21 protein-coding genes are annotated in these 25556 nt (G+C 73.4%); 10 read left to right on the top strand and 11 right to left on the bottom strand.

All coding sequences use genetic code 11. The annotated features are described in order from the left end of the window. Position 1 precedes the first annotated feature (1 nt). The 5 genes from IEZ20_RS25170 (at position 2) to vioD (ending at position 5948) form a co-directional block, all read left to right on the top strand. Positions 2-1183, top strand: a complete 1182-nt coding sequence (locus tag IEZ20_RS25170; RefSeq protein WP_189302618.1) for a KamA family radical SAM protein — start codon at positions 2-4, stop codon at positions 1181-1183. A gap of 67 nt (positions 1184-1250) precedes the next feature. After that, on the top strand, positions 1251-2375 hold the full coding sequence (locus IEZ20_RS25165; RefSeq protein WP_189302615.1) for an iron-containing redox enzyme family protein: 1125 nt from the start codon (positions 1251-1253) through the stop codon (positions 2373-2375). Next, positions 2372-3433 (top strand): aminotransferase class I/II-fold pyridoxal phosphate-dependent enzyme, encoded by a 1062-nt coding sequence (locus tag IEZ20_RS25160; RefSeq protein WP_189302613.1) that lies wholly within the window; start codon positions 2372-2374, stop codon positions 3431-3433. Before IEZ20_RS25165 ends, IEZ20_RS25160 begins: the two co-directional genes overlap by 4 nt. An 84-nt stretch (positions 3434-3517) precedes the next feature. Further along, positions 3518-4681 carry a methionine adenosyltransferase gene (metK, locus tag IEZ20_RS25155; protein WP_189302611.1) on the top strand — a complete coding sequence of 388 codons (1164 nt, stop codon included), beginning with the start codon at positions 3518-3520 and terminating at the stop codon, positions 4679-4681. A 94-nt stretch (positions 4682-4775) separates the two neighbouring features. Continuing rightward, a complete protein-coding gene (vioD, locus tag IEZ20_RS25150; RefSeq protein ID WP_189302609.1) occupies positions 4776-5948 on the top strand; it encodes a capreomycidine synthase in 1173 nt (390 codons plus the stop codon). 131 nt (positions 5949-6079) lie between these two features. Here the strand turns inward: vioD and IEZ20_RS25145 are convergent, their stop codons facing one another. Further along, positions 6080-6655: a PadR family transcriptional regulator gene (locus IEZ20_RS25145; RefSeq protein WP_189302607.1), complete on the bottom strand. Its 576-nt coding sequence runs from the start codon at positions 6653-6655 to the stop codon at positions 6080-6082. A 136-nt stretch (positions 6656-6791) separates the two neighbouring features. On the opposite strand from IEZ20_RS25145, the gene IEZ20_RS25140 reads away from it, so the two are divergent. Then, a complete protein-coding gene (locus IEZ20_RS25140; RefSeq protein ID WP_189302605.1) occupies positions 6792-7178 on the top strand; it encodes a nuclear transport factor 2 family protein in 387 nt (128 codons plus the stop codon). Between the two features lie 25 nt (positions 7179-7203). On the opposite strand, the gene IEZ20_RS25135 is transcribed toward IEZ20_RS25140, so the two are convergent. Further along, positions 7204-8202 carry an esterase/lipase family protein gene (locus tag IEZ20_RS25135; RefSeq protein WP_189302603.1) on the bottom strand — a complete coding sequence of 333 codons (999 nt, stop codon included), beginning with the start codon at positions 8200-8202 and terminating at the stop codon, positions 7204-7206. 222 nt (positions 8203-8424) lie between these two features. Between IEZ20_RS25135 and IEZ20_RS25130 the strand changes: the two genes are divergently transcribed. Then, positions 8425-9663 (top strand): PucR family transcriptional regulator, encoded by a 1239-nt coding sequence (locus IEZ20_RS25130; protein ID WP_189302600.1) that lies wholly within the window; start codon positions 8425-8427, stop codon positions 9661-9663. A 30-nt stretch (positions 9664-9693) separates the two neighbouring features. Next, on the top strand, positions 9694-10131 hold the full coding sequence (locus IEZ20_RS25125) for a PPOX class F420-dependent oxidoreductase (protein WP_189302598.1): 438 nt from the start codon (positions 9694-9696) through the stop codon (positions 10129-10131). A gap of 52 nt (positions 10132-10183) precedes the next feature. Here the strand turns inward: IEZ20_RS25125 and IEZ20_RS25120 are convergent, their stop codons facing one another. The 5 genes from IEZ20_RS25120 to IEZ20_RS25100 form a co-directional block, all read right to left on the bottom strand. Continuing rightward, positions 10184-11278 (bottom strand): lytic polysaccharide monooxygenase, encoded by a 1095-nt coding sequence (locus IEZ20_RS25120; RefSeq protein ID WP_189302596.1) that lies wholly within the window; start codon positions 11276-11278, stop codon positions 10184-10186. Between the two features lie 157 nt (positions 11279-11435). Continuing rightward, entirely contained in the window at positions 11436-13619 is a 2184-nt protein-coding gene (locus IEZ20_RS25115; RefSeq protein ID WP_189302594.1) for a glycoside hydrolase family 3 N-terminal domain-containing protein, read from the bottom strand. 228 nt (positions 13620-13847) lie between these two features. Continuing rightward, positions 13848-14966 carry a glycoside hydrolase family 12 protein gene (locus tag IEZ20_RS25110; protein WP_189302592.1) on the bottom strand — a complete coding sequence of 373 codons (1119 nt, stop codon included), beginning with the start codon at positions 14964-14966 and terminating at the stop codon, positions 13848-13850. Between the two features lie 219 nt (positions 14967-15185). Next, positions 15186-16208 (bottom strand): LacI family DNA-binding transcriptional regulator, encoded by a 1023-nt coding sequence (locus IEZ20_RS25105; RefSeq protein ID WP_189302589.1) that lies wholly within the window; start codon positions 16206-16208, stop codon positions 15186-15188. 187 nt (positions 16209-16395) lie between these two features. Further along, positions 16396-19188 carry a SpoIIE family protein phosphatase gene (locus tag IEZ20_RS25100; RefSeq protein ID WP_189302587.1) on the bottom strand — a complete coding sequence of 931 codons (2793 nt, stop codon included), beginning with the start codon at positions 19186-19188 and terminating at the stop codon, positions 16396-16398. 565 nt (positions 19189-19753) lie between these two features. On the opposite strand from IEZ20_RS25100, the gene IEZ20_RS25095 reads away from it, so the two are divergent. Further along, positions 19754-20854 carry a PP2C family protein-serine/threonine phosphatase gene (locus IEZ20_RS25095; RefSeq protein WP_189302737.1) on the top strand — a complete coding sequence of 367 codons (1101 nt, stop codon included), beginning with the start codon at positions 19754-19756 and terminating at the stop codon, positions 20852-20854. Between the two features lie 89 nt (positions 20855-20943). On the opposite strand, the gene IEZ20_RS25090 is transcribed toward IEZ20_RS25095, so the two are convergent. The 3 genes from IEZ20_RS25090 to IEZ20_RS25080 all read right to left on the bottom strand — a co-directional run bounded on the left by IEZ20_RS25090 (position 20944) and on the right by IEZ20_RS25080 (position 23724). Next, the gene (locus IEZ20_RS25090; RefSeq protein ID WP_229896250.1) at positions 20944-21783 is read right to left on the bottom strand and encodes a maleylpyruvate isomerase family mycothiol-dependent enzyme; all 840 of its coding nucleotides are present in this window, start codon (positions 21781-21783) and stop codon (positions 20944-20946) included. A 108-nt stretch (positions 21784-21891) separates the two neighbouring features. Continuing rightward, a complete protein-coding gene (locus IEZ20_RS25085; RefSeq protein ID WP_189302585.1) occupies positions 21892-23061 on the bottom strand; it encodes a carboxylate-amine ligase in 1170 nt (389 codons plus the stop codon). Positions 23062-23472: 411 nt separating this feature from the next. Next, complete coding sequence (locus IEZ20_RS25080; RefSeq protein ID WP_189302583.1) at positions 23473-23724, bottom strand: hypothetical protein; 252 nt, start codon at positions 23722-23724, stop codon at positions 23473-23475. A 56-nt stretch (positions 23725-23780) separates the two neighbouring features. On the opposite strand from IEZ20_RS25080, the gene IEZ20_RS25075 reads away from it, so the two are divergent. Further along, positions 23781-24581, top strand: coding sequence for a GNAT family N-acetyltransferase (locus IEZ20_RS25075; RefSeq protein ID WP_189302579.1), 801 nt, complete (start codon positions 23781-23783; stop codon positions 24579-24581). Between the two features lie 80 nt (positions 24582-24661). Here IEZ20_RS25075 and IEZ20_RS25070 read toward each other — a convergent pair whose 3' ends face one another. Then, positions 24662-25216, bottom strand: coding sequence for a thioredoxin domain-containing protein (locus IEZ20_RS25070; RefSeq protein WP_189302576.1), 555 nt, complete (start codon positions 25214-25216; stop codon positions 24662-24664). Positions 25217-25556 lie beyond the last annotated feature (340 nt).

Genomic DNA, 25556 nt, shown 5'->3' with positions numbered 1-25556 from the left:
AATGGCTGTGGAAACCCTGTCCCCCGACGCCGAGAGGCAAGCGTGGACGGACTGGAAGTGGCAGCAGCGCAACGCCGTGCGCACCGCCGCCCAGTTGAAAGGCCACTTCCCCAACTGCGACCAGCGGCTGCTGGAGAGGATCGACCGGCACAACCAGACCAAGCGGTTCCAGGCGACGCCCTACTTCCTCAGCCTCGTCCGGACGGACCCCGCCACGGGCAACCCGCTGACCGACGACCCGCTGTGGAAGCAGGTCGTCCCGCTCGACACCGACGGGACGGGCGACGGGGACGACCCCTACACGTACGACGGGAAGACCGAGAACTGGGAGCTGCCCAGCGAGATGGTCACCCCGATCGCCCAGCACAAGTACGACAACCGGGTGATCGTCCGCTACGCCAACGTCTGTCACGCCTACTGTCAGTTCTGTTACGAGGCGCTGCGCACCCTGGACCGGGACTCCACCAAGGTCTCCTTCGACCGCGGCCACTGGCAGGCCACGCTCGACTTCCTGCGCGCCAACCCGCAGGTGGAGGAGATGATCCTCAGCGGCGGCGAACCGCTCATGCACAGCAACGACCAGATCGACCAGGTGCTGACGGAGGCCCGCGCGGCCCGCCCCGACCTGATCGTGCGCATCCACACCCGGTCGCTGACGTTCAACCCCTACCGCGTCGACCCCGGCCTCGTCTCCGTCCTGGCCCGGCACGGGGTCACCGCGGTGGGCCTGCACATCACCCATCCCCGCGAACTCAGCGCGGACTTCGACACGGCGATACGCCGGCTGCAGAGCGCGGTGCCCATCCTCTTCGCCAACGTGCCGCTGCTCGGCGGCGTCAACGACGACACCGCGACGATGCGGGACCTGTGCATGGGCCTGTACCGGCGCGGCGTCCACGCCGGCTACCTGTACCACTTCATGCCGCACAGCCCCGAGGCCGGCGCCTTCCGCGTGCCCGTGCGCCGCGGGGTGGAGATCGTACGCGCACTCAAGCGGCACATCTCCAACCCCGCCGTCCCCGAGTACGTCCTGCCGCACGCCACGGGCAAGTACACCGTCCCGCTGATCGACTCGCCGGACGCGTATCCGCGCCACACCCTCGACGCCAACGGCGTCCGCGTCCTGCGCGCCGTCAACTGGCAGCAGGAACCCATCGAATACCCCGACCCGGAGATCGTGTGAGAAGCCGGCCCCGGCTCTCTGGCACATCGCGTCATCACACGGAACGACAGCGACGGAGGACAGGCGAGTGAGCAGGGATCTGAGCCTGGAGCGGATGCCGGCTCGGGGCGGAGTGCTGCGCGGTCCGCACGAGACCCCGCCGGAATCGGTGGAACGCAGGCTGAACCAGTGCCTCCTCGGCCCCGAGACGACGGTGGAGCACCTCCCGCTCCACGACGAACTGCTGACCGCACTCGACCGGAGGCTCGAGGAGGGACTGTCCCACGGGGACGACGACGCCCTGCTCGACGTCCACCGCAGCGCCTACACCGTCTACGAGACGCTGCTGGGACACCCGCTGAGCCCGGCCGCCCGCCATGAACGCACCGCCTGGTTCAACGCGTTCCGCGCCCAGTACGAGGAGAGCGTCCTCGCCGCGGACGTCAAGGAGATCGCCGACCGGCTGCCGTCCGAGGCCGACGCCCGGCGCCCCGGGTTCGTCCGCGAGTGGTTCCTCACGGCGGCGAAGGAACGCAACGACCTCGACCGCGCGGTGGAGACCCACCTGGCCGAGAAGGCCACGATCGAGCAGCTCGCCGCCTTCATCCAGGCGGACGGCTACCTCAACTACCGCTTCTACGACGCACTCGTGCTGGCCCAGCCGCACTTCATGGAGGGCGTCAAGCACGAGATCAGCAAACACATGTGGGACGAGTGCGGGGAAGGCCGGGCCGACGCCGCGCACACCCTGCAGTTCACCCGCAGCCTGCGCCGCCTCGGTCTCGAACTGCCCACCGTCCCGCCCTGGGAGGACTGGCGGCCGTACGCCGGACACAACCTCTACTTCCTGCTGGCCTGCAACCGGCGCCACTACTTCAAGGCGCTGGGCAGCCTGGCCATGCCCGAGCTGTTCGACGTGGACCGCGACGCGGCGGTGGTCAAGGGCCTGGAACGCCACGGCTTCACCGCCCAGCACGACTTCGAGTTCTTCTTCAACCACATGGAGGGCGACGCCGAACACGGCCCCGAGTGGCTCGACGGAGTCGTGCTGCCCATCGTCGAGGCGGAGCCGGACGCCAGCATGGAACTCATCACCGGAGGCGTGCTGCGGATGCTCGCCATGCGGCGGTACAACGAGTACCTCGGCGAACGCCTCGGCCTCGCCGACGTACCGGACCGGGACACCGGCCTGCCCCCGGAGGGCAGCCGGTGACCGGCGAGGAGGACAACCCGTTCCCCTCCCTGGAGATGACCGAACGCGCCACCGGCCTGCGGGCGCGGGAGCGGCTGAGCACCAACGAGAACGAGTTCGGACCGGCCCCCGAGGTCGTGCGCGCCATCGGCGCCGCGGCCCGGGAGTGTCACCGCTACCCCGACTGCGACCACCACGAGCTGCGCCGGCGGCTCGGGCACACCCTCGGCGTCCCCAAGGACGGCGTGCACATCGGCTCCGGCATCGACGGACTGCTCGGCGTGCTCGCCCGCGCCTTCCTCGGCCCCGGCCGCACCGCCGTGACCAGCGACGCCACCTACCCGACCTTCGCCTACTTCGCCCGCGCCCGCGGAGCCGCCGTCCACCTCGTGCCGTACCGGAACACGGCCGTCGACACCGAGGCACTCGTACAGCGGGCCACCGACGCCGACGCGGACGTCGTCTACCTCGCCGACCCCGACAACCCCACGGGCCGCTCCCTCGGCGGCCCGGCCCTGCTGCGGCTCGCGGACCGGCTGCCCGAACGCACCCTGCTCGTGGTCGACGGCGCCTACACCGAGTACCAGCCGCCCGCCGACCGGTTGCGCGCCGACGAGGTCACCGGCCGGCGCATGCTCTGGCTGCGCACCTTCTCCAAGGCCCACGCCCTGGCCGGTCTGCGGATCGGCTACGCCGTCGGCGAGCCGGGGCTCCTGGCCGCACTGCGCCGGGGCGGCGAACACTACGTCGTCGGCCGGATCGCCGAGACGGCCGCGCTCGCCGCGCTCGACGCCGCCGGACACCTCACCGACACCGTCCGGCGCACCGCCGAGGGCCGGGCGCACTACGGCCGGCGGCTGACCGAGCTGGGCTTCACCGTGCTGGAGGGGACGACGAACTTCGTGACCTTCCGGTGCGCCGACCCCGAGACCGCCGGGGCCGTCACCAAACGGCTCGCGCAGTCAGGGGTGTTCGTACGGCACCTGGCCGCACCCGGCCTGACCGACTGCCTCCGGATGAGCATCGGTCCAACGGCGCAGCGCGAAGCGGTCCTCGCCGAACTGTCCAGGACGGCGTGAGGCGTCCGCCGCGCCGCGGACCCCGCCCGTGCACGCCCCCCTCCTCGCACTGCGCCTCCCGCTGCATCGAGACAAGGAGCCCTCATGGCCGTACCGCTGAGCTTCCGGTCCGGATCGCAGATCGCCGAATCGGTGTGTGCCGGACACCCCGACAAGGTCGCGGACCGGATCTCGGACGCCGTGCTCGACGCCTTCCTGGCGATCGACCCCTACGCCCGGGTCAACTGCGAGACCCTGGTCACCCGGGACAACGTGATCGCCACCGGCCAGATCACCGCCAACGCCGAGGTGGACGTCGACGCGACGGTCCGCTCCGTGCTGCGCGAGATCGGCTACCACGACGTCGAGCGGCACGGCCTGAGCGCCGACACCTCGACCGTACAGGTCCTCCTCGACCGCCAGTCCCGCGAGATCGCCGACGGAGTCGACCGCGGCGGCGCCGGCGACTCCGGCATCGTCTACGGGTTCGCCTGCGACGAGACCCCGGAACGGCTCCCGCTGAGCTGCGTACTCGCCCACGACATCGCCCGCCGGGTCGGCGCCACCAGCGCCGACGGCCTGCCGGCGCTCGGACCGGACGGCAAGGTCCAGGTCGACCTGGCCCGCGAGGACGGCGCCGACCGGGCGATCGTCGTCGTCTCCGCCCAGCACCCGGCCGACCTCTCGCTGGACGAGCTGGCCGACCTGGTGGAGGCGAAGATCGTGACACCGGCGCTGGAGGACCGCGGCGTCGTACCCGCCGACATCCACGTCAACCCCGCGGGCACCTTCGTCGTGGGCGGCACCTCCGCCGACGCCGGCCTCACCGGACGCAAGCTCATGGTCGACGCCTACGGCGGCCTCGTCCGGCACGGCGGCGGCTGCTGCTCCGGCAAGGACGCCACCAAGGTCGACCGGTCCGGCGCGTACGTCGCCCGCTACCTGGCCGCCAACGTCGTGGCCGCCGGACTCGCCGGGCGCTGCCGCGTCGGCCTGGGCTACGCCATCGGCCGCCCGCTGCCGGTCTGGCTCGACGTGGAGTGCTTCGGCACGGCCACGGCCGCCCCCCGACGGATCGCCGCCGCTCTGACGGACCTGGTGGACCTGCGGGTGGAAGCCGTGATCGAACGCCTCTCGCTGCGCACCGCCGCCTACCAGCCGACCGCCGCCTACGGCCACTTCGGCCGCCCCGAGTTCGCCTGGGAACGGCTCGACCTGGCCGACGACCTGCGCACCCGGCTCGGCGACGGGAAGACCGCCTCCGCGTGACCGGGCACGAGCACCCCCGAGCCGCCTGACGAGCCCCCCGGACGAGACCCTTCCCGACGAGCCTCCTCCTGACGAGAAGAGAGCCCCCGCAGCCATGGCCCTTGCCCGCATCCGGCAGGAGGACCCCCCGGTCCTCGAAGAGTGGTACCGCAGGCATCTGACCGCCTGCCGGTACGACATCAGCTCCAGCGGAGTCCACCCCTACACCTTCGCGGAGACCAGGGAGTTGTGCGGCCTGCGCGTCGAGGACCTGGACGAGGTCGTCATGGACGACAGCGTCTCCGAGGGCGGGGCCGGCATCCGCCGGGCGATCGCGGACCGGTACTGCGCCGGTGACGCCGACCGCGTCCTGGTCACGCACGGTTCCAGCGAGGCGATCGCCCTGACCCTCGACGCCCTGCTGCGCCCCGGTGACCGGGTGGTGGTGCAGGAGAGCATCTACCACTCCCTGGGCTACTTCCCGCGGCGGACGGGATGCCGGGTGGTGCCCCTGCCGGCCGACCGCGTCCGGGACGGCGAGATCGCCCCGGACGCGCTGACCGGCCTGGTCACCGCGGACACGGCGGCCGTCATCGTCAACTTCCCGCACAACCCGAGCGGGAGGACCCTGAGCCCGCGGGGACTGGACGCCCTCCTGGCCCGGGTGGAGGCCGTCGGGGCCGTCCTCGTCTGGGACGGCGCGACGGCGGAGATCGCCCACCGGTGGCAGCCGCTGCCCGACCCCGCGACCCGCTACGAGCGGACCGTCACCTACGGCACCTTCTCCAAGACCTTCGGGCTGCCGGGCCTGCGCGTCGGCTGGGCGATCACCTCCCCCGAACTGCTGCGGGCCACCTTCCCGTTGCGCGACCGCACCACCCTGTTCCTGTCACCCCTGGTCGAGCTCGTCGCCGAGCACGCCATGCGCCACGCGGACCGGCTCATCGAACGGCGTGCCGCGGAAGCCCGGCGCAACCTCGTCCATCTCACCGAGTGGGCGGCCCGGCACCGGGAGCTCGTCGACTGGACCGCGCCGGAGGGCGGGGTGTGCTGCCTGCTGGGGATCCGCGAACTGGCCACCGCGCGGGACGGCACCGCGGTGGAGGAGTTCTGCCGGGATCTGCTCGCGGAACACAAGACCCTCCTCGTCCCCGGCTCCGCCTTCGACGCCCCCCAGGCGGTGCGGCTCGGCTTCGGCGGCCCCGAAGCCGACTTCCGCGCCGGCCTGGAACACCTCTCGCGGTTCCTCAGGACGCGCGCGGCGCGCACCGGCATTCAGGGCGTGTAGACGTTCGGCCGGCGTGGTGCGGTACTGCGGGTCCTGGAGCAGCGTGGTGATGCGCGTGTCGCCGAGGATGTCCCCGCAGAGCGAGGGCGTCGCCTTGGTGCTGTTGCCGGGTTCGCCGACTCCGGACCGGGTCAGTCGTCGGTGCGGAGGGCCGTCATGCGCTGGTCGAGTCTGCGGAGTGCCATGTCGCCCCAGTGGAGGTTCTCCCGCTCGAACGACATCCCGCGCAGCAGGGTGAGGTACGGGCCGATGCGCTCGGCCTCGGCGAAGTACGCCTCCTCCGAGCGCCCGTCGAGCAGGCGCTGCCGGAGCCGTTCGTAGCGGGCCAGCTTGGCCGTGGCCCACTCCATGCGCTCGGCGACGGCCTTCCGTACCGCCGCGATGTCGCCGGCGTCCAGGCACTGCACCTTGACCAGCAGCTCGTCCCGGATCACCGGCGGCCGGCCCGGAGGCTCGGCCGTGTAGGCGCGTACGGCCTCACGCCCGGCCTCGGTCAGTGAGAACAGCCGCTTGTTGGGGCGGCGCTCCTGCTGGACGACGCGCGCCGAGACCAGCCCCTCGGCCTCCATGCGCTCCAGCTCCCGGTAGAGCTGCTGGGGCGTCGTCATCCAGAAGTTGGCGACCGTCGCGTCGAAGCCCTTCGCCAGGTCGTAACCGGACGCCTCACCCTCCAGGAGGGCGGCCATCACCGCGTTCCGCAAAGCCATGGGGCACAAGTTAGCACCAGGGTGAGTAATCAGTGATGTGAGTGATGCCGTATGCCTCCGCTCATGGACAACCACCGGAGCACGGCCGTAGCCTGCCGGTCCGGCTATTCAATTTTTTGAGTATCAGGAGTGGCGTATGCATCCCTTCCGCGCGGCCGTCGAGAGCGGTGACCTGGACGCCGTCGCCGGCCTGCTGGCCGACGACGTCGTCTTCACCAGTCCCGTCGCCTTCAAGCCGTACCAGGGCAAGGCGATCACCGCGGCGATCGTGCGCGGAGTGTCCCGGGTCTTCGAGGACTTCACCTACGTCCGCGAGATCGCGAACCCCGACGGCCGCGACCACGTCCTCGTCTTCACCGCCACCGTCGCCGGCAAGGAGCTCCAGGGCGCCGACTTCCTGCATGTCGACGAGGACGGCAGGATCGACGAGTTCACGGTGATGGTGCGTCCGCTCTCCGCCGCGCAGGCGCTGGCCGAGGCCATGGGTGCCCAGTTCGAGCAGATCGCGCGGGAGGCCGGCTGACCCCCGCGCGCCGGGGCGAGGCGGCTCAGCAGCCGGGGCGGGTGCTCCGGGCCGGGTCCAGGGCGTCGAGGACCAGGTGGGTGGCGACCGGGTCGTAGCTGATGTCGGTGTGGTCGCTGGTGTCGGTGAGGCAGTACGTCTGCACCGTCTGGTTGTCGACGTTCGCCGCCGGTCCCAGGTAGGACGAGGTGAAGGGCGTGACCACCTGGTCGTGGACCGTGGCGATCACGGTGTAGTCGACGTCCGGGGCCACGGCGCCACCGGAGTTGAGGTCCTTGAGGAAGCCCGAGCCGACGACCTGCTGCTCACAGGCGGTGCAGGAGCCGCCGAGGAGCGCGTCGGCCCCCGGCGTCGCGCGGGCCATGAGGCCCAGCCCCTGGAAGGTGGTGCCGTGGTTGGGCGGGGTCAGCGCGACCAGCTTGTCCACCTTGGCCGCACCCCCGAGTCTGTCGAGGTAGTAGCGCGGCATGAGCCCGCCCTGGGAGTGGCCCACCAGGTCCACCTTGGCCGCGCCGGTCGCCGTACGCACGCGGTCCACGAACGAGGCGAGCTGTCCGGCGGAGGCGACGATGTCGCCCGTGCCCTTCAGCGGGGCGAGATCCGGGGCGCCGTAGTTGAGCGCGTAGACGCAGTACCCGGCGCGCTCGAGGCGGGGTGCGAGTGCGGCCCAGTTGGCGTAGCGGTTCTCGAAGGTGCCGTGCACCAGGACGACCGGCTCGGGGTGGGCCTGGCCGGGACGGCAGGACCAGTCGTTCGTGCCGGCGGGCGTGGCCGTGGGGTGGGTGAGGGAGTAGCCGAACGCGGAGGAGAAGTCGCTCTGTTCGGGGCCCTGCGGCTCGGTGACGGCGCCGGCCGTCCCGGTGTCCGCCGGGCCCTCGGCGGTCTCGGCGTGAGCGCGGGCCAGTGAGGTCAGGCCCAGGCCGAGGGCCACCGCGAGGCCCGTGGCGCCCGCGGTCAGCCCGCGTCGGCGCCGTGCGCGCCGGCCGTCGCGCGGACGCAGGGGTGTGGTCCCGTTGCCGATCATGCTGGATCTCCTTGTCCCAGGGCGCCGGGACGGCCCGCGAGAGGGCGGAGCCGCGGGATTACCGGCGCGTAGCATCGGGATCACGCTGGACTCCGGGCCGCGGCCGGCACCAGCGATGCGGCGCGGAGCACGGAAAAGATGTCATCCGCATGACACTTCTGCGTGACGACGGCGCAACACGGGGACACCGCCGGGCACGCTGGCGGGCGGGGAGAGGAGGCGATGTCGATGCAGGTGCCGGACGAGGTGTTCACCCGCCGCCCCTGGCACGAACTCCCGCCGGCGCTCGCCGTGGTGCTGCGGCCGAGGATGGACGCGATCGCCACGGACATGATCGGCGTCATCCGGGACGAGGTGCCCGCCTACCGCCGGCCGCTGGACTCCGCGCTCGGACGGGACCTGGCCGGCTCCGTCCGCCGGGCGATCGGACAGTTCGTCGAGCTGACCGAGGAACCGCACAGCCGGCAGGAGCACCACGTACGGCACTTCCGCACCCTGGGCCGGCTGGAGTTCCTCAACGGGCGCACCACCGACGCCCTCCAGGCCGCCTTCCGGGTCGGCGCGCGCGTCGGCGCCCGGCTCTACGCCGAGACCGCGCGGTCCGCCTCGCTGCCGCTGGAGGTGGTGATGCCGCTGCACGAGGCGGTGCTGACCCATATCAACGTCCTGTCGAACGAGTCGGTGAAGGGCTACGCCGCCGCCCAGGCCCTGGCGGAGGGCGGACTCCAGCGCAGCCGGCGCACGCTGGCCGCCTGCCTGTTGGACCAGCAGCGCGCGGCCCGGCGGGACGTGGTGGAGAGCCTCGCCCGTCAGGCGCAGTGGCCCCTGCCGGACGCGGTCGCCTGCCTGCTGGTGCGCCAGGGCGCCGGCGGCGGACGGCTGTCCGGGCCGGGACAGGAGGGCGGCGCGGACGTCCTCGCGCTGACGCACGGCGCGGATCTGGTACTGATCGTCCCCGCCCCGGAGAGCAACGGCACGGTGGAGCGGCTGCGGACGGCCGTACGGGGCCGGACGGCCGCGCTCGGCCCGGCGGTGCCGCCCCGGGACGCGTGGGTGTCCCTGCACTGCGCCCGGCTGATGCTGGCCGGGCACGCCGTCACCGCGGCCGGGGACGGGACGGCCGGCGGTGCGTTCGTCCGGGCGGGCGACGGGCTCGCCGAGGCACACCTGCGCCACGGCATCCACATCGGGCGGCTGCTCGGCGACCGGACCCTCGGCGTGCTCCGCGACCTTCCGCCGGGGCGGGCCGCACGGCTTGCGGAGACCCTCGACGCCCTGCTGATGTCGTGGAGCCGGACGGCGCCGGAGGTGGCACGGGCGCTGGGCATCCACCCGCAGACGGCACGGAAGCGGCTGCGGCGGCTGGAGGAACTGTTCGGGGACCGGCTGAGCGACCCCGCGTTCCGCTTCGAGGCCCTGCTGGCCCTGCGCACACGGGCCTTGACCGCGCCCCGCGCTTGACCGGTGTCACGGCAGGGCAGGAAGTGCCCCATGACTGTCCTCCCCAAGGAGATCCGCGAACGGATCGAAGCGCCGGAGATCTGGTACGTCGCCACGGTGGACGCCGACGGGGCGCCCCACGTCAGCCCGATGTGGGTCGGGCTCGACGGCGACCTGGTCTTCTTCAACACCGCCGTCGGGCGCGTCAAGGAGCGCAACCTCCGCCGGGACCCGCGCGTGTGCCTCTCCCACGCGGACCGCTCCGACCCGTACGACCGCGTCCAGATCCGCGGCCGGGTGGTCCGGTTCGTCGAGGGCCCGGAAGCGGACCGGAACATGGACCGGCTGGCGGCCGCCTACGCCGGTACCGAGCGCTTCGAGTGGGGGATCCCGGGCGAACGGCGGGTCATCGCGTACGTCGAGCCGACGAGGGTGCGGCACGTCGTCGGCGTCGAACCCATGCCGCCGGGCACACCCGGGGCCGTGTGACGCTCACCGCCCCGTCCGGAACGGACCGGTGGGGCGGTGAGCCCGGCACGGGTCAGGCGGTGCCCTGTGCCGTGACGCAGCCGATCGAACCGGCGGGGACGTCGTTGCCGGTCGAGGTGGCGGTGAAGCCGAAGGTGACGCTGCCGTCGGCGGGCACGACCCGGTTGTGGTCCGCGTTGCGGACCGTGACCGTGCCGTCGGCGGCGGTGGACTGCGTGCCGTTCCACAGACTGCTGATCCTGGTGCCCGCTCCCGGCCGCCAGGCCACGGCCCAGCCGTCGAGCGGCTCCGTGCCGTGGTTCATGACCTCGACGGAGGCCTGGAAGCCACCGTTCCAGGAGTTCACCACGGAGTAGACGGCCATGCAGGAACCGGTGTGCGGATCCGTCGGTGTCGGTGTCGGTGTCGGGGTGGGCGTGGGCGTGCCGTTCGAGCCGCGGATACCCGTGACCTCCCCGTGGCCGCCGTCGAAGACGATGTCCGAGCAGGAGAAGAAGTTCTCCTGGCTGTCCGAGCGGACCCACTGGATGAAGAGCAGCGCGTCACCGGACCGACCGGACGGGAGCTTCATGTCCCAGTAGTAGTGGCCGCCGTCGGTGCCCGGCGACCCCTGCTGCGGCGGGTTGGTGACCGTCTGGACCAGTTCCAGGTCGGCCCAGCGCAGCGCGGAGGTGGGTGACCAGCCCTGTTTGGTGACGTAGACCCGGAAGTCGCCGGGGTGCGCCGCCCAGTTGCTGTACTGGGCCTGGATCGTGGCCCCGCTGGTCAGATGGGTGCGCGGCCAGTCCGACCGGGCCGCGTTGTAGGCGCGGAAGTCGTACGGGGACCGGTCGCCCGCACTGCACAGCGTGCCGTCCGGGACGTAACCGGCGCCACGGCCCCCGGCCTTCGAGTCGAGCACGGCGAACCAGTTGTACAGCGCCGTCGCACCGCTCTGCGCCAGCGCGTCCCGGCACGCCGGGTTGGTCGGGTCGAGGCCGCCCGTCGTCGTGTGCGCGTCCAGGTAGCACAGGTAGGTGCGCGAGCCGGGCAGCATCGCCACCCCGTGCGCCTGGGCGCTGGTCTGTCCCAGCAGGGTCAGGGCGAGTGCGGCCAGCAGCGTCGAGAGAGCCGCTGCCGCCGACACCAGTCTGTTGCGTCGAGCCACGTTCTGCTCCTTCCGGTGTGGATCGGTCGGGCGGTGCACCCCGGACGGGTGCCGTACCGGAGTGCGCGGGGAGCGTCGGGGCGCCGGTGTACGTCGGGGTTCCCCGGACCTCCTCGTGGCGCGGGGGTAGGAGGTGGTGCTGCCGGCGGGCGGGTGCTCAGCCGCCGGCGCAGTGGAGGCCGGGGGTGCCGGCGGTGCCGTCCGCGGTGAAGCCGAAGGAGGTGGTGCCGCCGGGCGGCAGGGAGCCGTTGAAGGCGGCGTTGCGGACGGTGGCCCGGCCGTCGGCGGTGCTCAGCGCACCGTTCCAGAGGCTGGTGACACGGGAGCCGTCCAGGTCCCAGTCCACCGCCCAGCCCGTCAGCGCGGCCGAGCCGGTGTTCTCGACGGTGACCTCCGCCTGGTAACCGCCCTGCCAGGAGGACGTGGTGCGCAGCCGCGCGGTGCACGCCCCCGGCGCCGGGGTGGGCGCGGGACCGGCACCGGAGTACGTCAGCCCGTACCCGTAGGGGAAGAGCGGGTCCTTGCCGTCTCCCTCGTTGACGGGCTCCTGCGCGGACGTCCTCGGCCAGCTCACCGGCAGCTTCCCGGTGGGGGCGTGGTCGCCGAACAGGACGTCGGACACGCCGGCGCCCTCCGTACCGGGCAGCCAGGCGGCCAGCAGCGCCCGCCAGTCGGGCAGTCGGTCGGCGATGTCCAGCGGACGGCCGGAGACCAGGACCACGACGACCGGCACCCCGCTCGCCTTCAGCCGGGCGAGGGTCCCCAGGTCCTCCTGGTCCAGGCCGAGGCCGCCCGGCCGGTCGCCCCTGCCCTCGGCGTACGGGGTCTCGCCGACCACGGCGACGGCGGCGCGGTAGCTGGAGTCGATGCCGTTGCCGTACCGGTCGTAGGTGACCCGGGACGGGTCGGTGACGGCGGCCCGGATGCCCTGCAGGACCGTGGTGCCGTCGGTGACCGGGCCGCTGCGGCCCTGCCAGCCGACGGTCCAGCCCCCGCTCTGGTTGCCGATGTCGTCGGCGGACTTGCCGGCGACGAACAGCTTGGCCGACTTCGGCAGGGGCAGCACACCGCCCTCGTTCTTCAGCAGCACCTGCGAGGCGCGCACCGCCTGCCGGGCCAGCTCCCGGTGCGCGGCCGAGCCGACCGTGGCGGTGTACGAGCGGTCGGTGAACGGCTTCTCGAACAGGCCCAGTTGGAACTTCTTGGTGAGGATGCGGCGGTTGGCGTCGTCGATCCGGGACTGCGGGATCCGGCCCGCGGTGACCTCGCCGCGCAGCAGGGTGAGGAACTTCCTGTAGTCGTGCGGGACCATGACCATGTCGACGCCCGCGTTGACGGCCGTGGCGATCTCGGCGCCGGTGAAGCCGCTCTGGCCGTCGAGCTGGTCGACCGCGGCCCAGTCGGACACGACGAACCCGCTGAACCCGAGTTCGCCCTTCAGCACGTCGGTCACCAGGTACTTGTTCGCGTGCGACCTGACCCCGTTCCAGCTGCTGTACGACAGCATCACCGCGCCCACCCCGTGGCGCACCGCCTCCCGGAACGGCGGCAGGTGGACGGCACGCAGGTCGGCCTCGGACAGCCGGGTGTCGCCCTGGTCCACGCCGCCCGCGGTGCCGCCATCGCCCAGGTAGTGCTTGGCGGTGGCGAGGACGGACGCCGGGCCCGCACCGAGGGTGTCGCCCTGCAGGCCGGTGATGAACGTGGTGAGGGCCGAGGGCAGTTCGGGCGTCTCGCCGTACGACTCGTAGGTACGGCCCCAGCGGTCGTCGCGGGCCACGCACAGGCACGGCGCGAAGTCCCAGTCGATGCCGGTGCCCGACACCTCCTCGGCCACCGCCCGTCCGATCCGCTGGACGAGCGCGGGATCGCGGGTGGCGCCGAGGCCGATGTTGTGCGGGAACAGGGTGGCCCCGCGGACCGCGTTGTGGCCGTGCACCGCGTCGATCCCGTAGATCATCGGGATGCCGAGCGGTGTGGTCAGCGCGGTGCGTTGCAGGGAGTCGTAGGTGTCGGCCCAGGTCTGGGCGTTGTTGGGGCTGACGGTCGAGTCGCCGCCGGACAGCACCGATCCGATGCGGTAGGCGGCGAGGTCGGTCTGCGGGACGAGGGCGTCCTTCTCGATCTGCGTCATCTGGCCGAGCTTGTCGTCCAGGGTCATGCGCGACAGCAGGTCGGCGACGCGGTCCGGCACGGGTAAGGACGCGTCCTGGTAGGGGAGGACCGCGGCCGGTGCGGCCACGGGCTCCGGTACGGCCGAGGCCGGCGCGGCGAGGGCCAGGGCCGCCGCACACACGGCCAGGGCCGTCAGCGGACGGCGGCGGGCGGACAGGAGGCTCATGCGGGCGGGCCTTTCCTGGAGTCCTGGAGGCGGCCGGGAGCGGGGCCGCCTGTGGAACCGGGACCCGCCCGATCGGCGGGTGCGGGACGAGCGGGTCCCGGGGCGGGTGGGGTGCGCCGCCCGCACGGAGCAGGCGGGCTGGGGCGCGGCGGGCGGTGCCGGTGGGCTGTGCGGGTGGGCTGTGCGGTGGGGCTTCGCCACGCTGTCGGGCCGCGGTGGACGCGCGGGTCACCCGGTGGTGCAGGCGGTCCCGTTCAGGCTGAACCCGGCGGGCTTGGCGAAGGTCCCGGCGTAGCTGCCCTGGAACCCGAAGGTCACCTGGCCGCCGGGCGCGATCTGCGCGTTGTAGAAGAGACCGCTCGCCGTGACCGCGCCCGCGGACGGCGTCACCCCGGCCCCCCAGGCGCTGGTGATCCGCTGCCCCGTGGGCAGGGCGAAGGCCAGCTTCCAGTCGCTGACGGGGGAGGAGCCGGTGTTGGTGACGGTGACGTCGGCGGTGAATCCGCCCTGCCAGACGTTCGTCGCGTACGCCACCTTGCAGGCCGCCGGGGTCCCGGAGCCGCCGCTGCCGGTCTCGACCGTGGACGAGAAGGAGTTCACGGCGAGGCCGGCGCCGTTCTGCCAGGGCTCGAAGCCCGCCTGCACACTGGTCAGGTACCAGCTGTCCTGCGCGAGCCCCCGGGAGACGGCCTGCCGGACGAAGTCCATGACGTCGAAGCTCCAGCTGGTGATCGCCGACGGCGCGACGAACGACAGGACGTCGTTGGAGCCGTTGTTCCCGGACCACACCTGCCAGGTGCGCCCGGCGACGGTGGCGGTGCCCACCTGCGAGCCCACCGGCTGGATGGAGCCGACCTTGTTGAACCACACCATGATCTCGGTCCTGTTCACGCCGTCGGTGCGGGGCGTGGGGTCGAGCCAGATGTCGTACGCGGCGTCGTACACCGCGTTGCTCACGTAGCTGTAGGAGATGCTGGTGGGCGCGGTGGAGATGGTGCCGAGCCGCGCCGGGAGCCTGGTCCCGGGCGAGCAGTTGGTGTAGTGGCAGCCGTTGAACACGGACGGGTACGACTTCGGGGCGCCGTTCGTCGGGACCGATCCGTCGGCCTGGGTCAGGCGGAACCCGGAGTCGGTCACGGTGATGCACTGGGTGTCGCCGGTGCCCCAGCGGTTGTTCTGGACGACGTAGCGGTCCTGGATCGTCGTGGAGCCGTACTGTTCGCAGATCGTGGTGTCGGCGTGCGCCGCCGGGGCGACGGTGAGCAGCGCCGCGAGCGCGGCGAGGGCGGTGAGGAGCGCGCCCAACAGGCCGCGCGTGCCACGGGCATGGTGCTTGGACGGTCGCATGCGGGTCCTCTCCATGACGGTGGGGGGATGCCGGGAGCGCTCCCAGGGGCGTGGGGTGGGAGCGCTCCCATTTCCTCCGTTGGGCACGGACTGTAGGGAGAGTTCATGCCCCTGACAAGACTGGGCGCGGGGGTGAGTGTCGAAAGAGTTTCGAAGCCGCAGGTCACAGTGTGGGTGTGCGACAGATCGGAGGCGTTTTGGGAGCGCTCCCGAGACAACTCAGCCCGAGTCGCGGACCACCAGCTCCGTACGGAGGATCGCGTGCCGCCATGCCACGGACGACTCCTCCAGCTCCTCCAGGAGCAGCCGCACCATGGCCCGTCCGATCTCCTCCAGCGGCTGCCGTACGGTCGTCAGCCGCGGCTCGGTCCGCTCGGCCAGCGGGAAGTCGTCGAAGCCGATGACGGCGACGTCCTGCGGGATCCGCCGGCCCGCGGCGCGCAGCGCCTCCAGGGCGCCGGCGGCCGTGGTGTCCGAGGCGGCGAGGACGCCGTCGATCTCCGGGTGCCGCTCGATCAGCCGGGCCATGGCGCGCCGGCCGCTCTCCTCGGTGAAGTCGCCCTCGGCGACCCAGGACGGCCGCGCCTCGACACCGGCCTGGGCCAGGGCCTCCCGGTAGCCGCGCAGCCGGCACTGGGTGACGTACATGTCGAGCGGCCCGGTGATCGTCGCGATGGTGCGCCGGCCCGACTCCAGCAGCCGGGCGACCGCGCTGCGGGCGCCGCCGACGTTGTCCGCGTCGACGTAGCTGACGTGCTCGTCGGCCGAGCGGCGGCCCAGCAGGACGGTGGGCAGCCGGGCCTCGGCGAGCATGTCGGGCAGCGGATCGGCGGCGTGCACGGACATCAGCAGCACCCCGTCGACCCGGCCGCCGCGGGCGAACTCCAGGAAACGCCGCCGTTCGGTGTCCGAGCGGACCAGTGTCAGCAGCAGCTGCATGCCGGTGTCCGTCAGGGCGTCGCCGATCGAGGTGACGATCTCGGAGAAGAAGGGCTCCGCGAAGTTCCGCCAGTCCGGCTCGGTCATCACGAGCGCGACGGCGTCGGCGCGACGGCCGGCGAGCGAACGGGCCGCGAGGTTGGGTACGTAGCCCAGTTCCGCGATGGCCTGCTGCACGGCCCGGCGCGTCGACTCCTTCACGCCCGCCTCGTTGTTGACGACGCGGGAGACCGTGCCCCGGCCCACTCCGGCGTGAGCGGCCACCTCCTCCAGCGTCGGCGTGCCAGGGCGCCGCTTGCCCATGACCACCTCCCCCCACGAGATCACCGATATTACGGCTCCGGCGACAGCGGGCCCACAGCGTGTCCCGCGCGGGGGCGCGGTCCGGACAGCCGCGCGCACCTGTCCGGACCGGCCGGTGTCGGATGTCCGGACCGGCTGGTGTCGGATGTCCGGACCGGCTGGTGTCGGATGTCCGGACCGGCCGGTGTCAGAGGTCCAGGGCGTCCAGCAGGGCCGACGGGTCCGGTTCCGTGGCGCTGTCCAGGGTCTGCTCGGTCCAGATGACCTTGCCGCGCGCCGCGTAGCGGGTGCCCCAGAGGTCGGCGAACTGGGAGACCAGGAACAGACCGCGGCCGCCCTCGTCGGTGGTGGCCGCGCGGCGCAGCCGGGGGGAGGTGTTGCTGCCGTCCGACACCTCGCAGACCAGGGTCCGGCCCAGCAGCAGCCTCACCCGCACGGGCGGGGCGCCGTACCGGAGCGCGTTGGTGAGGAGTTCGCTGAGGATCAGTTCCGTGGCGAACGCCGTCCCCTCCAGTCCCCAGCCGGCGAGCCGCCGGCTGACCTCCCTGCGCACCCGGGGCACGGCCTCGACGTCGAAGGGGACGTCCCAGGTCGCCACGCACTGGGGGGCGAGCCGTCGGGTGCGGGCGACCAGCAGCGCCACGTCGTCCCTGGGGTGCGCGGGCAGCATCGTCTCCACGAGGGCGTGGCAGGTTTCCTCCGGTGACCGGTCCGGGCGGGCGATGGCCGAGGAGAGCAGCTCCAGGCCCTCGTCGATGTCCCCTCCCCGGTTCTCGATCAGCCCGTCGGTGAACAGGACGAGACGGCTGCCCTCGGGCAGGTCCAGTTCCCCGGCCTCGAAGGGGTGCCCGCCCACCCCCAGCGGCGGCGACAGCGGAAGGTCCGGGAAGGTTACCCTGCCCTGGGGATCCACCACGGCGGGCGCGAGGTGTCCGGCGCGGGACAGCGTGCAGTGTCCGCCGACCGGGTCGTAGATGGCGTAGAGACAGGTGGCCCCGGTCAGCGGTACCCGGTCGTCCTCGTCGGCGGCGGTCGCGCCCTGGCTGTCCAGCCGGGTCACCATCTCGTCCAGGTGGCCGAGCAGTTCGTCCGGGGCCAGGTCCAGCGAGGAGAAGTTCAGTACGGCCGTGCGCAGCCGCCCCATGGTCACCGCGGCCTGCAGCCCGTGGCCCACGATGTCACCGACGACCAGCGCCACCCGGAAACCGGGCAGCGGGATGACGTCGAACCAGTCGCCGCCCACACCGGACCGCGCCGGCAGGTAGCGCGAGGCGACCTCCAGCGCGTCCTGCTCCGGCAGGCCCAGCGGCAGCAGATTGCGCTGCAGCGTCACCGCCAGCTCGTGCTCGCGGGAGTACCGGCGCGCGTTGTCGATCGCCACGGCGGCCCGGGCCACCAGCTCCTCGGCCACGGCCACGTCCTCCTCCTCGAACCGGGCGGAGCCCGCGCCGCGCCAGAAGTTGACCATGCCCAGGACGACACCGCGGGCCCGCAGCGGCACCGTGATGAGCGAGCTGATGCCGTAGTCCAGCGCCCGCTGCGCCCCCTCGGGGTCCTGGGCCCGCCAGTCCTGGGCGGTGCGCAGGTCGGACACCAGGACGGCCCTGCCCTGCCGGAGCGCCGCCACCATCGGCGTGTCGGCCATCACGAACCGGATCACATCGCCCACCGGCTGCAGGGGGTGCCCCGTCCGCGAGGCCCGCAGCGCGGTGCGGCGCATCTCGTGGACCGCGCTCGTGGGCTCCTGGCCGCGCAGCACGGAGTCGAGGAGTTCCACCGTGACGGCGTCGGCCAGGCGGGGGACCGCCACCTCGGACAGCTCCTCGGCCGTGCGCCGGACGTCGAGGGTGGTGCCGATCCGCACGCCCGCCTCGTAGAGGAACGACAGCCGGCCCCGCGCGACCTCCGCCTGCCCGGACAGCGCCCTCAGCTCCGTGGTGTCACGGAAGGTGGCGACCAGCCCCTGGGCACCGCCGTACGGGGCGGTGGGCCGGATGTTCACCGCCAGCAGCCGGTCCCCGGCCGGGATGACCTCGTCGCTCGCGGCCTCCTGCGACTTCAGCAACCGGGTGAGACGCGGGCCCAGGCCCAGCTCCCGCACCAGCCGCCGGTCGGCTTCCGGGGGCAGGTCCAGCAGCCGCTGCGCCTCGTCGTTGGCGAGCAGGACGCGCCCGTCGCCGTCGAGGATCAGCACCCCCTCGCGCACCGCGTGGAGCACGGCGTCGTGGTGCTCGTACATCCGGGTCATCTCGGCGGGGCCGAGCCCGTGGGTCTGGCGCAGCAGGCGGCGGCTGACCAGGGCCGCGCCGCCGGTCGCGAGGAGGAGCGCCCCCGCGGCCGCGCCGAGCAGCTTCGGCATCTGCTGGTCCAGCACCTGGCTGACGTTGGCGTACTCGATCCCGGCGGTGACCATGCCGACGACGCGCCTGCTGGCGTCCGTCACCGGGACGACCGCGCGGACGGCGTCGGCGGGCCGGCCGTGGAACGTCTCGGTGAACGTCTCGCCGGCGATGGCCCGGCCGACGCCCTGGGTCTTGGTGCCGATCAGAGCGGGGTCGGGGTCGGTGAGCCGGACCCCGTGCCGGTCCAGGACGGTGACGAAGTCGACGCCGGAGCCCTTGCGCGCCTGCTCCGCCGCCGGCTGGAGCCGGGCCGTGGGGTCGGGGGTGCGCAGCGCGAGGGCCGTTCCGGGCGCGTGCGCGAAGGACTCCGCCACGGCCAGGGAGCGGTCCTCGGCGTTGTGCTGGGCGTCGTACCGTCCCTGGACCACCAGGGCGGCGGCGGCCACCGTGACCAGCACCAGCATGATCAGCGCCTGGAGCAGGAAGACCTGCGCGGCGAGCGTGCGGACGCTCAGGGACGACGAGAGGCGGCGTCCGCGTGACGGCCAGGGCCCTCGTCCACGGGACGGATCGGATGACCCACGTGTGCCGGGCGGCGGCGCCGCGCTTGCCCGTGGCCAGCGGGAACGTCCGCTCATCTCCCTTTTCTAGCACTGGAGCTCCGCCGACGGCGACCGGTGACCCGCCGCGACCGGTGACCCGCCGATGGCGCAGGCCCGCGGCGGACGGGTGGCGGACGGGTGGCGGCCGGTGGAGTCGGGGGCCGCGCAGGCCCGCGGCGGACGGGTGGCGGTCGGCGGAGTCCGGGCCGCGCCGGCACCGCGGTGCGGGTCTTCGGCACGGGGCCCGGCGGCGCGATTCGGGTTTCCGGCACGGGGCCTGGCGCATGCGGTTCGGGTTTCCTGCACGGGGCCCGGCGTCGCGGTGCCGGTCTCCGGCGCGGCGGACCGGCGCCGCCCGTGTCCAGGAGGCCGGGGCGGACGCGGGTGATCCGGAGCCGTCGGCGCCCGCCCGGTGGAACATGCCGTTGAGTGGAGCAATACCGGCGCGTCGTTGCCCCGCGGACCAGGCTGGGAGTCTTGTCGAGTTCCTCTGACAGGAGTCCGTGTGCGCAGACCACGTATGCCGAGGCCTGGACATACCGGTCGGGAGCCGGAGGACGGTGCCGGTGCACGGACGCGGTTGCCGGCGGCCCCGGCGTGGCTGCGGTGGCTGCCGCTCCTGTACGTGGTGGTCCTTCTGCTGCTGGAGCCCGCGACCCCCGTGCAGTGGCCGGTGAGCTTCGTGCTGATCGCCCTTCCCCTCGTGGCCGCCTTCGCCCACGGCCCGGTCGTCGTCGCCGCCGCCACGGTCTTCGCCATCGCCTTGGAGGGCGTCCTGGCCGGCACCCCGTGCTGTGCGGGCCGCTCGGTCGGCTACCTGTGGGACCGTCACTACGTCGCCGCCTACGTCTGCACCGCCCTGGTGGGCGTCCTCGGCACGATCCTGGCCGCGCACCGCACGCGCCGCGAGCGCACCCTGGCCGACGTCCGGTTCGTGGCCGACATCGCCCAACGGGTCCTGCTCAGACCGGTTCCGCACCGGATCGGCAGGCTCCAGCTGGAGAGCCTGTACCTGTCGGCCGCGGCGGAGGCCCGCATCGGCGGCGACCTCTACGAGGCCGTTCCCACCCGGTACGGGGTCCGGCTGCTCATCGGGGACGTCCGGGGCAAGGGCCTGCTCGCGGTGGAGACGGCCGCGGCCCTGCTCGGCGCGTTCCGCGAGGCCGCGTTCGACGAACCGGCCCTGCCCGCGCTGGCCGACCGCGTGGAGACGAGCATGAACCGCAGGGCGATGCTGCTGGCCGGGAGCGAGGCCGGCGAACGGTTCGTCACCGCCGTCTTCGCCGAGATCCCCCCGACGGAACCACTGATCCGCGTCGTCAACTGCGGCCACCCGCCCCCGGTCCTCCTCAGGGCCGGTGAGGTCCGGGAACTGGACAGCGGCCGCTCGGCCCCGCCGCTCAACCTCGGCATGCTGGTCGGGGAGCCGTACCACGTCGACGCCTACCCCCTCCGGGCCGGCGACCAGCTCCTGCTGTACACGGACGGCATCACGGAGACCCGCGACGCGGCCGGCTCCTTCTACCCCCTGCTCCAGCGCCTCCGTCCCTGGTGCTCCCTTCCGCCCCGGGAGCTGCTGGAACGGCTCCACCACGACCTGCTGGCCCACAGCGGAGACCGGCTGCAGGACGACATCGCGGCGCTGGCCGTCTCCCTCTGCGCCGAAGCGCCGTCCGCACCGCCGCCGTCCCCGGCCGGCTGAACCGGGCCGCCGCTCGGAAGGCCGCCGCTCGGAAGGCTGTGGCGCGCGCAAGACGCCGCTCGGAAGGCCGTGGCGCGGAAGGCTGTGGCTCAGAAGGCCGTGTGGGCGAACCAGCGGTCGAGGACCGTGACGTCCCCCGACACGTCGAAGACGGGCTCCTGGTACGACCGCCGGCCGTAGAGCAGCAGCAGAAGGTCCTCCGCCGGCCCGTGCACCGCCACCGTGTCCGGCTCGGACGCCGTGTCGCCGCTGGTGCGCGGCAGCAGCCGGAACCCGTCCGGGTCCAGGCGCACCCGCCACTGCCCGCCGGACGCGCCGTCGCCGCCCGTGCACCGGAACGCCAGGGTCTCGCCGTCGCCACGCAGCTTCGTCACACCGGGTGCGAAGATCCCCGCGTACGGCAGGTTGACCAGGAACTCGTCCACCCCGTCCGCCGCGAGCACGGGATCCACGTCCGGTTCGCCGCCGACGGCCCGTTCCGCGTCCACCCGGTGCACCAGCGTCTCGTGGAGCATCCGGCGCGCCCAGAACCGCGCGTGCTGGTCCTCGCCCCACGCCCACATCGCCGCACCCGGATCCGTGTCCCGCAGTACGGCCGCCACCTCCGGTACCCCCGCCGCCACCCAGTCGGCGAGCTCCCGCACGTCCTCGGGCATCCCCAGCTCCACCTCCCGGCTGCGCGGCGGCTCCTGCACGCGCCGGGTCAGCAGCGCGCAGAACCAGCGCTGCAACGACCCCACGTGCCGGGTGAGGTCGGCCAGCGCCCAGTCCGGACAGGCGGGCACGGCACGCGCGGGGTCGGCGCCCCGCACCACCTCGGCGAACCGCCGCGTCTCCCGCTCGATCGCCTCGCGGTAGGTGTCGTACGGCAGGGGGTGCCCCGCCGCGCTCGTCGTCGCCATCTGCTGCCGCCGTTCTGTCCCGGGCACCGGTGCCCCTCTTCTCGTGACGGCCAGTGTGACGGCTGGAGTCCACTCGAAGGCAAGTCCGGACGCCTTGGCCGGCGGTACGGCGCCGGCCTGCCACCGGGGCGTGTGTCAGCCGGGAGCGACGGCGAGATCGTCCACGACGGACTGGAGGCGGCCCCCGTGGTGGTCCGCGATCCGTCGCTGGCGCGCCGAGCCGGTGCCCTCGCGCTGCACGTCGCTCAGCCAGTCGCCGACCCACCGGTCGTCGCCGTAGCGGGTCAGGTGCGGCTCGACGCGTTTCCACAGTTCGTCCACCAGCCGGCCCACGGCCGTGGGGGCGCAGTCGGGGGTGTGGGTGGCGGGCAGCGTGCCCTGTGTGCCGTACCGGGCGGCCTGCCAGCACGCCGCCCTCAGCAGCAGGTCGGGGACGACGGGCGCGGGTTCACCGGCGCGTACGGCGTCCACGGCACAGCCGACGAGAGCACGGACCAACAGCGCGTAGGCCGTGGTGGCCGCGGGCTCCGGCAGCACGTCGGCGACGCGCACCTCCACGGTGGGAAGGTGCGGTGAGGGCCGGACGTGCCAGTAGACCATCGCCGGGTCCATCGCCGCGCCGGAGGCGACGAGTTGGCCGACGACCCGTTCGTGGTGGGCCGCGCCGTGCAGAAAGGGCGGCGGGCCCGCCACGGGCCACCGACCCCAGAGCATGGAGCGCCAGCTGGCGTATCCGGTGTCCGTCCCGTCGCTGAACGGGGAGTTGCAGGTGACGGCCAGCAGCAGGGGCATCCAGCCCCGGAGGTGGTTGACCGCCCGCACGGCCTCCTCCCGGTCGTCCACCCCGACGTGCACATGGCAGGCGTTCACCCCCTGGTCGTGGGCGAGCGGCCCGAAGCGGCGGGCGAAGGCGCGGTAGCGGGCCTTGTCCACGATGGGCGGCGGGCCGGGCCTGCCGAGCACCGCGGTGCCGCTTGGCACCAGGAGGCAGTCGTACTCGGCCGCCGCCACGGCCGCGCCGCCGCGCAGCCGGACGATCTCCGCCGCCAGGTCCTCGGCCGTGCGGCACACCGCGCTGACCGTCTCCACCTGGGCCTGCGAGACCTCCGCCGTGGCGTGCGGCGCACCGAGGCGACCGCGCGCGGCACCCACCACGGCCGGGGCTCTGTGCACAGCCGCCCTGCTGTGCCGATCGGCCAGGACGAACTCCTCCTCCACGCCGACCGTCGGCGGCGCGGTCAACTCGGCCGGGAACACGGGCGTACCGGCGGCGGCAGGGGTCACGGCGTCAAGCGGCTCTGGCACGACCAGCCCTTCCGGGAGACACGGGGCACCGGCATCCGCTCGGCGCCGGCTCTTCGCGGCCCTCGATCACTGCTGTCACGCTCGGAGACACGGGCCACTCCCTGTGCGAACAGCGGGTGGGCCCCTCATGGTCGTCCCGGCCCCGCGGGCGCGGCAAGCGGCTACCCGGTCACCGTCGAGGGGCCCGGGCCGCCCGTGGCCCGCCGCCGGCCGTGGACCGCGCCGCCGGAAGAAGACGCAGGTCCGGCAGCGGTTCCCGCACGACGGACCCCGGCGGACCGGTGCGCCGCGCCGCTCCACCGCGACGCACGCGGCCTGAGGGTTCTGACCGGGTGGCCGAACTCCGACGCCACACCGTCGCCGCCGCGCCGCGCCGCGACCAGGAAAGAGTGCCGGGCATCGCCCGGAGCGTCATGATGCGCCTGTGTCCCGTCGCCGTCCGTCCGCCGGGTTCCGCACCGCGGCCCGGTATTCCAGGGCCCGGCGTTCGTCGTCCAGGCCACCGGTCTCCCGGAACAGGGCGGCGGCCTCCGTGAATGCTGTGCCGTCCTCCTCCCGGCCGCCCGAAGGGGCCTGGACGAGGCCGAGGTCGCCCAGCGCTTCGGCCTCTCGCCGGCGGTCGCCCGTCTCCCGGAACTCGTCCGTGTCGGCGAGCGCCGGCACGGCGAAGTGGCGTATGACTGGGAGGACTTGCCCCACCCCACCACCAGGGAGGCCGGATGCCGGGCCGTACGGAGTCGATCGAATCGATGGAGCAGCTCGCCGTGGCCTGGCGGGCCATGGTGCTCGACCGGGATCCCGGTGCCGATGTGCGGGACCTTCCGGGGATCGCCGTCCGCTGGGCCGACTGCCGGTTCGCGTTCTGGAACTGCGTCACGCTGACCGACGTCGACGCGGACGCGGCACTGGTCGAGCACCGGCTCGGCCAGGCGGCGGAGATCATGCGGTCCAAGCGGCACCCCGGGTTCCTGTGGCTCTTCGAGGATCTGCTCGGTGACGAGGCACGCGCCGGGGTGCGGTCGGCGGCCGAGCGGGCGGGCCTGGAGTACGCGTTCCCGGGCACCGGCATGGCCGGCGACCTGCTGCCCCTCCCCGAGCCGTCCCACCCGGACCTGACCTTCGTACGCGTCACCGCGGACGAACAGCTCCGGGCGTACGCGGACCTGAACTCCCGCGCCTACGGCTTCCCGCTGGAGGACGGCCGGGACGGGCTCCTCGGGTCCGCGCTGTGGACGAGCGAGGTTCACGCCTACCTGGGGCTGCGGGACGGCGACCCGGTGACGTGCGCGGCGACGGTGGAGGCGGACGGCCGCCTGTTCGTCGTGCTCGTCGCCACCGCCCCGGAGTGGCAGCGCAGGGGCTACGGAGAAGCGGTGACCCGCAAGGCCCTGTACGAGGGGGCCCGGGCGACCGGCCTGACCCGGGCCACCCTGCACGCGACGGAGGCCGGGGCACCCGTGTACCCCCGCATCGGCTTCGAACCGAACTCGCCGGTGCACTTCTACGGCCTCAAGGAGTGACCGGACGGCAGCCTCAAGGAGTGGCCCGGCGGCCCGGCCCGGTGCGGCGGCGCCGGGCCGGGACCGCGGGTTCCGCGGGCTCATGCCGCACGGGAGACCGGCGCACCGGCGGGGCCGAGGTCCAGGCTGCCGGTGGTCGTGACGAGCGTGCCGGACCGGTCGCGGGCGACCTGGAGGAGGGCCGGAAAACCGATGACGGCGAAGGCCAGCGACACCGGTCCGCCGCGCTCCTCGACCACCACCTGGGCCACGGGCGCGAGCTGCGCGACGTACCCGGCCGCCGCCTCCTCCTCGCCGACCACGACCGCCAGCACCTGCCGGCGCCCGCCCGGAAGCGCCCGCGCGTACTCCAGGAACCTCGGCAGCGTCTCCCGGCACGTCCCGCAGCCCGGCGTGAAGAACGCGACCGCCGTGCCGTCCGGCAACTGGTCCCGGTGCAACGGACGGCCGTCCGCGGTGACGGTCCGGAACGCGTCCACCCGGTCGCCCTCGGCGAGGGAGGACGCCGGACCCCGGCCGAGACGGGCGCACTTCTCGGACTGCTCCACGAGCCGTTCGATGACACCGACCGTGAGGGCCAGGTCCAGAGCGCAGACCACCCCCACCAGTGCGACCAACCCGAAGAGGACAGGCATCACGCCTCCCAGCGTCGTACTCGTACGGGCCGTAGAAATCCGACCCGGACCCCCCGGCGGCCGGCAGGACCGCGACGAGGCGTCAGCTGGACACCCAGCCGGCCGAGCAGCCGGCGGGGTACGCCCGCCCGTGGCTGTCCCGGGCGCCGCAGCCCGCACCGGTGCGGCACGTGTGTCACGGGGCCGCGGCCGACGCGTCGGCCCCGGACGAACCGCTCCGGCCTGCTGTCCAGCTCCTCCGCCCCCTCGTACTCGTCGCACTCCTTGACTCGGTCGTGCTCCCGGCCGTTCGGCATTCGGGATACTGATGGGTGCGCTTTGGGCAAACCTTGGAGAGTCC

Origin of the sequence: Streptomyces cinerochromogenes (assembly GCF_014648635.1) — a bacterium.
Classification (GTDB): Bacteria; Actinomycetota; Actinomycetes; order Streptomycetales; family Streptomycetaceae; genus Streptomyces; species Streptomyces cinerochromogenes.
This window is presented reverse-complemented; position numbering and strand designations above follow the sequence as displayed.